Below are 8,824 nucleotides of genomic sequence, written 5' to 3'. Positions count from 1 at the left end.
ACGTATGAAGCAATTGGCACGTACCAGCCCAAAATTTATTGAACTGGTACATGAGCGTCAATTCCGGATCCAGATTGGCACAGATGAAGGTATGGCACGTCAGATCATTGTCAATAATGGCCAGATTTTTTGTTGTTTTAAATTATATTCATCCATTTAGAGAAGGTAATGGTCGCTCACAACGTTTCATGCTAGGCCAGATACTATTTAAGTTAGGTTATACGATCGATTGGACCACTGTGAGTTCAGATGCTATGAATCAAGCAGTGATCGCAGGATGGAAAGAAGGTAACTTTAAGCTCACTGAAAAAATGATTAAACTTAATATTCAAAGATTAGAAGTAAGTTGAACACCTAACCAATATCGTACTCAGCATCAATTTTGGTGTTTCTTCAGGCCTACTGCTGACACTTCAAATGATTCCATGATAAAAATCAAACATCATTGTAAAGCCTCTAAAAAACGATTGCTCCAACAATAAAACACAACACCCCAAAAGCGATCCAGAGCCAGACAGTTGATCTGGATGTCTGCATACCTGGGTTATTCAATGGCGGTGGTTGCTCAGAGGCGTTCTGTGGAGTATTCGGCCTGTTTGTATGAGGATGATGCTTGGAATAAGAAAGTCCTGTTCCGGGAATGCCCACGCTGGTTCGGGTGCCTTTTTTACCAATATTTAAAGAAGCACCGGGTTTGCCAATGCTCGCACTGCTGATGCCCTTAGGCGTCAGATTAATTTTTAAACCCGGTAAGATTTTAATGCTCTTGCGAAATCTAAAGCCCATATTTCCCCCATTTGCAAAACCAGTTCGCTGTGTATTTCAGTTGATAGAGGTAAATTCAGAGAATCTCAGATCCTCATCTACCTCGCTAGTCGGCTGTCCCCATAGAGACATCCGTATATTTTTTATCTGGTGATTGCAATACTACCTTTAAATACCGTCAAAAATGTTTACTGTATATTTGCTGTAGGGTAATCTTAAAGCTGCTATTTATTGACTGATTGGTATATGACGACAGATAAGCATGAAGTCCTGCTACGAATGCGAGCGATCGAGCTCCTTGCATACTGGGAAGGTCGTTTGGTTACCAATCGTTTAATGAGCTGGTTTGGGCTCAGTCGACAGCAGGCTTCTGCGGATATCAAGCGTTACAATACGCTGTATAACCCAGATGCCTTGGTCCATGATCCCTCCGTCAAGGGTTATGTGCCTAAAGCCACGTTTCAACCGGTGCTGACTACCGTACATATCAATGAATATCTCAATATGCTGTCAGGTTTGGTTAGTGAATCGCATACCCTGATTGCGACACCAGAACCGAATCTTACAGCAGTTCAATTACCTGATCGCAGTGTACGTCCTGAAGTGATTCGGGAAGTTTTGCGTGCCTGCCGCAACCAAAACACTTTAAAAATGATTTATGCCTCGATGCAGAATCCGCAGTGGCATGAACGCATCATTTCCCCACACACCCTGGTGTATACCGGTTTTCGCTGGCATGTCCGTGCCTATTGCCATCAGAGCAAGCAGTTTAAGGACTTTTTACTCTCCAGAATTGATCGCACACCTGTTGTGGTGGCAATTGAGTCAGTAGACCCTGCTCAGGATCAGCAATGGCATGAAGAAATTGTACTGACGCTGATCCCTAATCCAAAATTGAACTCATCACAACAAGCGCTGGTCGAAAAAGACTTCGGCATGCCTGATGGCAGATTACAGATTCCGGTGAAAAAAGCCCTGGCTCACTATACCTTGCAGCGATATCAGGCCGCGATCACGCTGGCTGAGGCGGATGATGCCTTGAAATATCCCTTGGTACTACAACGCTCAGATATCGAAAAGCTGTCGTCTTACCTGTTTGATCAGGCCTCATAGGAGATTGGCCATGTTAGAACAATTTCATTATGACAGTGACCTGATTGGTGGCTCCCTGATGGTGCGTGAAAGCCGGCTGATCGCGGATCTGTTATTACGAGAAGCGACTCCAGAACAATGGCATCAGGCAATTCAGATTGACAATATTCTGCAAAAAAGAACGCCTGCTTCAGCCCAACGTAACGCCACTGCCATTCGTAAGCGTCTTGAGCGCTTAGAGCCTGATTTCTGGAAAGCTTTGCGTGATGGGGATGATGAGCTGGCGACCCAGGTGGCTTTTTGTGGCGCACTGGAACGCAACCTGTTGCTGCTTGAGTTTATGGAAACGGTGATGAGGGATGCCTATATCTCTCAGGCGCAATACTTGGACAGTTATATCTGGTCAGATTTTTTGGATGAACGCTCACAACGTGATCCGGATATCTGTGATTGGAAAGAGTCCAGCAAGAAAAAAATGGGGCAGGTGGTGTTTCGCATGCTGGCAGAAGCCGGTTACTTAAAAAGTACCCGTAAGCTGGAGTTGCAGCGCGTGATCGTCAGAGCAGAGCTGCGTAGCCTCTTGGAAGAACATTATAAACAACGCATTAAAAGATCTATGGAAGTGTCGGTATGGACGCGTTAGTTGTAGAGGGGCAGCAATGAGTCAAACAATACATGAGCGTCTGAACCAGATTCCAGAGCGAATTCTTTCCACTGAGTTTCTCACTGGACAAGGATTGGGCAATGAAATTGGCTTCTGGATTTTTGATTATGCACCTGAAGATGAGTTGAAAGTGCGCGAATATCTGCATTTTCTAGACGGGATGCTGGAGAAAAAACACAGTCAGCTGAAGGTGGTGAATATCAACCTGCTGCAAGCCGTGGTGGATTATCTGGCTGAGCGTAACTTCATCGATAAAGCCATTCAAATGCAAAAAGCCAAAGGCGATGAAGCGCTCATCAAAGCACTGAAAGGTCCATTGCATATGGATAAGTTTGCGCCGTATCTGGTGAGTAAATATGCCACCAATGAGCAAGATATTGTGTTGATGACTGGGGTAGGGTCGGTTTGGCCACTGTTACGTGCCCATCACTTATTGAATAGTTTGCATTCGTTACTGGGGCATAAGCCAGTCGTATTGTTTTATCCGGGGTATTACGACGGTCAAGCGATGAGTTTATTTGGAAAAATTCCAAGCAACAATTACTACAGAGCATTCAGATTAGTGCCTTAAACACGGCAAATAGAAATAAGAATTCGGGGGAATGGATTGAGATGAACATTAAAGAACTTTTTTACAAGCCATTAGATCGTGCGATTAACGGGGTGGTCAAGGCAGATCAGAATGACAATACCACGGTTTATCAGGAACTCGATGAATACGTGGTCACCAATGAACTGGAAAAGCATTTTCGGGACTTTTTCCAGTCTTATGGCACAGATCTAAGCGATCCTTCGATTGCCAACCGAGTCGGTGTGTGGATTTCAGGTTTCTTTGGTTCTGGTAAATCACATTTCCTGAAAACCTTGTCCTATATTCTGGCCAATAAAGTGGCACGTGACGCGGAAGGTAACGAACGCAGTGCTGCAGAATTCTTTGATGAAAGCAAAATCCGGGATGCGTTTATCCGTGCGGATATTGGCAAGGCCGTTAGTCATCATGCCGATGTCATCCTATTTAACATCGACAGTAAAGCCAGTTCAAATGATGACGGCAATCCGATTCTGAATGTGTTTTTACGCGTGTTTAACGAGTATCAGGGTTTTAGTGCTGACCATCCACATATTGCACATATGGAACGTCACCTGAGCCAGAAAGGGGTGTATGAGCGCTTTAAACAGGCTTTTGAAGAATCTAGCGGCATGTCTTGGCTAGAAGAACGTGACGGCTATCAGTTCTATCAGGATGATGTCGAGACCGCAATTTCCCAAGCCCTCAACTTATCAGCAGAAGCTGCGCATAAATGGTTTGAGGATTCTGAGCAGACCTTTAGTGTTTCGGTTGAAAACTTCTGTCAGTGGGTGAAAGAATACCTGGACAGCAAAGGACCCCAGCAACGCATGTTATTCTTGGTCGATGAAGTGGGGCAGTTTATTGGCAGCGATACCCGCTTGATGCTGACATTGCAAACCATTACTGAAAACCTGGGTACGATCTGTAAAGGCCGCGCTTGGATTATCGTGACCTCACAGGCAGACATCGATGCTGTTTTAGGTGAGATGTCTTCTTCCAAAGCCAATGACTTCTCCAAGATTGCTGGGCGTTTTAAAACCCGTTTATCACTGTCCAGTTCCAATACCGATGAAGTCATCCAGAAACGTTTATTACGTAAAACCCCAGAAGCAGAATCATTGCTCAGATCGGTGTTTGAGCAAAAGGGCGATATCTTAAAAAATCAGATTACCTTTGACCGTTCAGGCCCAACCCTCAAGAACTATGAGGGGCCAGACAGTTTTATTCATAACTATCCTTTTGCGCCGTACCATTTCCAGCTGGTACAAAAAGTATTTGAAGAAATCCGTAAAGTCGGTGCGACTGGTGCACATCTGGCCTATGGTGAACGATCTATGCTAGATGCATTCCAGATGGCCGCCAATGCGATTGCCACAGATGAAGTCGGTGCCCTGGTTCCTTTCCACCGCTTCTATACTTCAGTCGAAGGCTTCCTGGATACAGCAGTGAAGCGTACCATCGACCAGGCAGGGCAGAATAAGACCCTGGATGGTTTTGATGTGCAGATGTTGCGTACCCTGTTCATGATCCGCTATGTCGATATCATCAAAGGTACGCTAGATAACCTGGTGACTTTGTCGATTGAGAAAATTGATGAAGATAAGCTGGCATTACGCAAGCGGATTGAAGAGAGCCTGCAGCGTCTGGAAAAAGAGAGCCTGATTACGAGGAATGGTGATGAGTTCCTGTTCCTGACCAATGAAGAGCGGGACATTACCCGCAAAATTAAAGCCACTGACTTAGCAGCTTCAGAAGAAAATAAAGAGTTAGCCAATCTGATCTTTAAAGATTTACTGCGCGATCAGAACAAATACCGCCATCAAGCCAACAAGATGGATTATCAGATTGGACGTTTTCTGGATGGTCATAGCCTGGATGGCAAGTATGAGAGCGATTTGAAAGTTGAAATCATTTCTCCACTGGATACGGAATACAACCTCTACACTGAAGCTTACTGTATTGGTAAAAGTACTCAGGCTGAAGGACAAGTGCTGTTTAAACTGGCAGACGATAAACAGTTCTTTAATGAACTGCGCACCTGGCTGAAAACCAATAAATTCATCCGTTTAAATGATGATGGCACTCAGTCCGATATCACCCGTATTCTGGCAGACCGTGGCCGTGAGAATCAGGAGCGTAAAAAACGCCTGCGTGCCCGGGTCGAAGAAATGTTGCTGGACGCGGAAAGTTATGCCTTGGGTCAACATCTACAACTTTCATCTTCAAGTCCAACCACCAAGCTGGATGAGGCTTGTCGTTATTTGCTGGAAAACACCTATACCAAACTGAGCTATCTGCAAGTCTATCAGCAGGATGCCTGGCGTGAACTGAACGCCGTCTTGACTGTGGATGATATGGCGCAACTCGGATTGTCTCTGGATGGTGGTCAAACGAATCCGAAAGCCCTACAGGAAGTGGAACAGTACATTTCGCTGCGGGCAACCGGTACAGAACGTATTCTGGTGTCTGACGTGGTGGATCGTTTCGCCAAACGTCCTTATGGCTGGCCAGATGCCGAGATTTTATTGCTGGTGAGTCAGTTGGCGGCAATGGGGCGGATTTCACTGCAGTTAAATGGTGGCAGCTTGCAGCTGAAAGAGGCCTTTGAGCCTTTACAAAACAGCCGCCGTCGCCGTGATGTTTCCATTATTAAAAAGCGCCAGACTGATGATCAGGTGTTGAAACAGGCACGCCAACTGACCCAAGACCTATTCTCGGCCATGGGGCCAGCGACTGAGAAAGAGCTGTTTGAATTCTATTTGCAGCATTTTAAGACTTGGTTAGCCAACTTTAAGTCGTATAAGAGTAAAACTGATGTCGGACAGTTCCCGGGCAAGAAAGTGATTGAAAAGTCGATTCTGACTTTGGAACGTCTGCTGGCCAATAGCGACAGCTTCGATTTCTTTAAGGCCGTGGTTGAGAACAAGGACGACTATCTGGATCTGGAAGAAGACTACCGTGATATTCATGAATTCTTTAGTAACCAGATGCCGAGCTGGCAACAACTGCAACAGGCCTTACGTCATTTTGAGAAAAATAAACAGGCATTGGGCAGTGATGAGGTGGCAAAGAAAGCCCTCTCCGAATTACATCGTATTTCGACCACTGAATCACCCTACGGCCTGTTAAATAAAATCGCTGATTTGGTCCGCACGGTGGAAGGCGTCAATCAACGCTTACTGACGGAAAAACGCAGTCAGGCGCTAGAGCAAATTGATGACAAGATCAAGCAGCTGGAAGCCGAGATTAAAAACAGTGGCATCGCTACCGCTGAGCTGAGTAACAAGCTATTACGCCCACTACAACTGCTTAAAACGGATATTGAAGTGGAAACTAGCCTGTCCACCATCTATATGCTGCAAACCCAAACCGCCGTCGAGCGTTTTGACGAAGCCTTGTATGAGCTGGAACGAGAAGTTCAGACTGAAATTCAGCGTCAGGCCAAAGCGGCACAACTGGCTCAGAGCAAAGCAGAGAGCGTAACCAGCACAGCAACTACTGCCAGCCCAGTAGCAGCTGCTGTGAGTCCGGTAAAGCCTGCGATCGCGGTAGTACCACCGAAACCGGTAGTGGAAGTCGATGTCGCCAGCATTTACAGCAAAAGTTCAAGTAGTGTCTACCTGGAAACAGAAGAATCAGTGGATCAGTTTGTAGACGCACTCAAAGCTGAATTGAAAAAAATCGTGAGTGACAAAAAGCGTGTGCGTATCCGCTAACTTGGGTTAGGGATATCGGCATCAGTCATTGATTAAAGGTTTAAAGATGAATACCAGTAATATTAAAAAATACGCACCGCAAGCACGTAACGATTTTATCGCAGCGATGCGCAAGCAGGCCGCCAAATACGGCATCACCGCAGACAGCATTTTACCGGCTGAACAGAAAGGCGACTTGCTGCTGATTGGCGATCAGGTTTTTCCGCTATCCGTCATGAAACCTCGTGACAAGCTGATCAAACGCATTCAAACCAGCAGTTTTGAGCAGACGATTGATTATATTGCTTATAGCTGGTTTAACCGTCTCTGTGCGATTCGCTACATGGAATGCAAAGGCTTACTCGATCATGGCCGTCGTGTACTGAGTAGTGCAGATGGTAGTGCAGGCTTGCCACAGATTCTGGAAGAATGTCTGGATATTGAGTTACCAGGTTTAAATACCAGCCGTGTAGCTGAGTTAAAGCTGGATGGTAATAAAGACGAAGAGCTGTACCGTGAGCTGTTACTGGCTCAATGTCATGCGTTGAATCAGGTCATGCCACTCTTGTTTGAACAGGTTTCTGATGAGTCTGAACTACTGTTACCGGATAACCTCACCAAAACCGACTCTTTGATCCGTGATTTAGTGAGCAGCATTCCGGAAGAAGATTGGTCGGATGTGCAGATTATTGGCTGGTTATATCAATTCTATATTTCTGAAAAGAAAGATCAGGTGATTGGTAAAGTTGTCAAAAGTGAAGATATTCCTGCTGCGACACAATTATTCACGCCAAACTGGATTGTAAAATATTTGGTACAGAACAGTGTCGGTCGTTTATGGCTGATGGCACAGCCTGACAGTACGCTTGCTAGTGAATGGGAATACTATATTCAGCCGGCTGAGCAAAGCGATGAAGTCAATGCACAGTTAAAACAACTGATTAATGTCCGTATCAGTGAAGATGGCGATACCTTAAATCCTGAAAGCATTACCGTGCTGGATCCTGCTTGTGGTTCGGGGCATATTTTGGTGGAAGCCTATGATTGCTTAAAAGCGATTTACTTAGAACGTGGTTACCGTAGCCGTGATATTCCACGTTTGATTCTGGAAAATAACCTGTACGGCATTGATATTGATACTCGTGCGGCACAATTGGCGAGTTTTGCGCTATTGATGAAAGCGCGTGAGGATGACCGCCGTTTATTTAGCAATCCACCAAAGCTGAATATTATTGCATTACAGGATAGTCAGCCTGAGCGTTTGGATGCATTCAGTCAGGATTTAGCAAGTACAGGTCTAGAGAAGGCAGACTTAAAAGAACTGCTGGATTTATTTGAATATGCTTCGACTTTTGGTTCTTTGATTCACATTCCTCAAGCATTCGCTAAAAAGCTACCTGATTTAGAAACTAAGCTCAATACAGCATCAGAGTCAGGAGATATCTTTAGTCAGCAGTCAGCAAAAGAATTATTACCTTTACTACAACAAGCTAAATTCCTCGCTAAACAATATGATGCTGTAATCGCTAACCCGCCGTATATGGGCGGTAAGGGAATGAATACAGCACTTAAAGATTTTGCCAAGAAGACATTCCCTGACAGCAAGTCAGATATGTTCGCTATGTTTATAGAGCGTTGCCAAGCCCTTTCTAAAATATCTGGGGAAACAGCGTTTGTAACACCTTACGTATGGATGTTTATTTCGTCCTATGAGCAAATGCGTAGCAAACTAGTGACAGATGCAACAATCCAATCACTGGTACAGCTTGAATATAATGCTTTTGAACCAGCTTGTGTTCCTGTATGTGCTTTTATTGTAGGAAAAGCACACATTGCAGATTTTGTTGGTAGTTATATTAAACTCTCTGATTTTAAAGGGCATGAAAATCAATCACCTAAAACATTAGAAGCAATTAATAACCCTGATTGTGGTTGGTTTTATATAGCTAAACCCGATGATTTTAAGAAAATCCCAGGTAGTCCTTTAGCATATTGGGTAAGTAATAAATTCTTATCAATTTTTGATAATCATAAATC

Annotated in this window: 7 protein-coding genes and 1 pseudogene; 7 read left to right on the top strand and 1 reads right to left on the bottom strand. The window is 44.6% G+C overall.

The genetic code is table 11. The features are described 5' to 3' along the window. Positions 1–127 (top strand): annotated as a pseudogene (locus FTV48_RS13390) (SCP-2 sterol transfer family protein); the annotation flags it as partial. Beyond that, entirely contained in the window at positions 84–350 is a 267-nt protein-coding gene (locus FTV48_RS13385) for a Fic family protein (protein ID WP_306669357.1), read from the top strand. The pseudogene FTV48_RS13390 and the gene FTV48_RS13385, both read left to right, overlap by 44 nt. A gap of 106 nt (positions 351–456) precedes the next feature. Here the strand turns inward: FTV48_RS13385 and FTV48_RS13380 are convergent, their stop codons facing one another. Next, positions 457–786, bottom strand: coding sequence for a DUF4236 domain-containing protein (locus tag FTV48_RS13380; RefSeq protein WP_000506883.1), 330 nt, complete (start codon positions 784–786; stop codon positions 457–459). Positions 787–1,011: 225 nt separating this feature from the next. Here FTV48_RS13380 and FTV48_RS13375 point away from each other — a divergent pair, with 225 nt between their 5' ends. The 5 genes from FTV48_RS13375 to pglX all read left to right on the top strand — a co-directional run. Beyond that, the gene (locus tag FTV48_RS13375) at positions 1,012–1,878 is read left to right on the top strand and encodes a YafY family protein (protein WP_005264236.1); all 867 of its coding nucleotides are present in this window, start codon (positions 1,012–1,014) and stop codon (positions 1,876–1,878) included. 10 nt (positions 1,879–1,888) lie between these two features. Beyond that, a complete protein-coding gene (locus tag FTV48_RS13370; RefSeq protein WP_121523422.1) occupies positions 1,889–2,500 on the top strand; it encodes a DUF1819 family protein in 612 nt (203 codons plus the stop codon). 16 nt (positions 2,501–2,516) lie between these two features. Beyond that, entirely contained in the window at positions 2,517–3,092 is a 576-nt protein-coding gene (locus FTV48_RS13365) for a DUF1788 domain-containing protein (RefSeq protein ID WP_180000668.1), read from the top strand. Between the two features lie 41 nt (positions 3,093–3,133). Further along, a complete protein-coding gene (brxC, locus tag FTV48_RS13360) occupies positions 3,134–6,808 on the top strand; it encodes a BREX system P-loop protein BrxC (RefSeq protein ID WP_180000666.1) in 3,675 nt (1,224 codons plus the stop codon). Between the two features lie 46 nt (positions 6,809–6,854). Further along, positions 6,855–8,824: BREX-1 system adenine-specific DNA-methyltransferase PglX (pglX, locus tag FTV48_RS13355; RefSeq protein ID WP_180000664.1), on the top strand; the 1,970-nt coding region annotated here is incomplete at its 3' end.

The organism is Acinetobacter sp. YH18001, from assembly GCF_013416975.1.
In the GTDB taxonomy this organism is placed as follows: domain Bacteria; phylum Pseudomonadota; class Gammaproteobacteria; order Pseudomonadales; family Moraxellaceae; genus Acinetobacter; species Acinetobacter pseudolwoffii.
Note: the sequence above shows the minus strand (reverse complement) of the source record. Positions and strands in the feature narration are given on the sequence as shown.

What these genes read in the sequence shown, in the direction of transcription:
- FTV48_RS13365 (WP_180000668.1), top strand. Translation starts at nt 2,517, where the DNA reads ATGAGTCAAACAATACATGAGCGTCTGAACCAGATTCCAGAGCGAATT.
- FTV48_RS13370 (WP_121523422.1), top strand. Translation starts at nt 1,889, where the DNA reads ATGTTAGAACAATTTCATTATGACAGTGACCTGATTGGTGGCTCCCTG.
- brxC (WP_180000666.1), top strand. Translation starts at nt 3,134, where the DNA reads ATGAACATTAAAGAACTTTTTTACAAGCCATTAGATCGTGCGATTAAC.
- FTV48_RS13375 (WP_005264236.1), top strand. Translation starts at nt 1,012, where the DNA reads ATGACGACAGATAAGCATGAAGTCCTGCTACGAATGCGAGCGATCGAG.
- FTV48_RS13380 (WP_000506883.1), bottom strand. Translation starts at nt 786, where the DNA reads ATGGGCTTTAGATTTCGCAAGAGCATTAAAATCTTACCGGGTTTAAAA.
- FTV48_RS13385 (WP_306669357.1), top strand. Translation starts at nt 84, where the DNA reads ATGAAGGTATGGCACGTCAGATCATTGTCAATAATGGCCAGATTTTTT.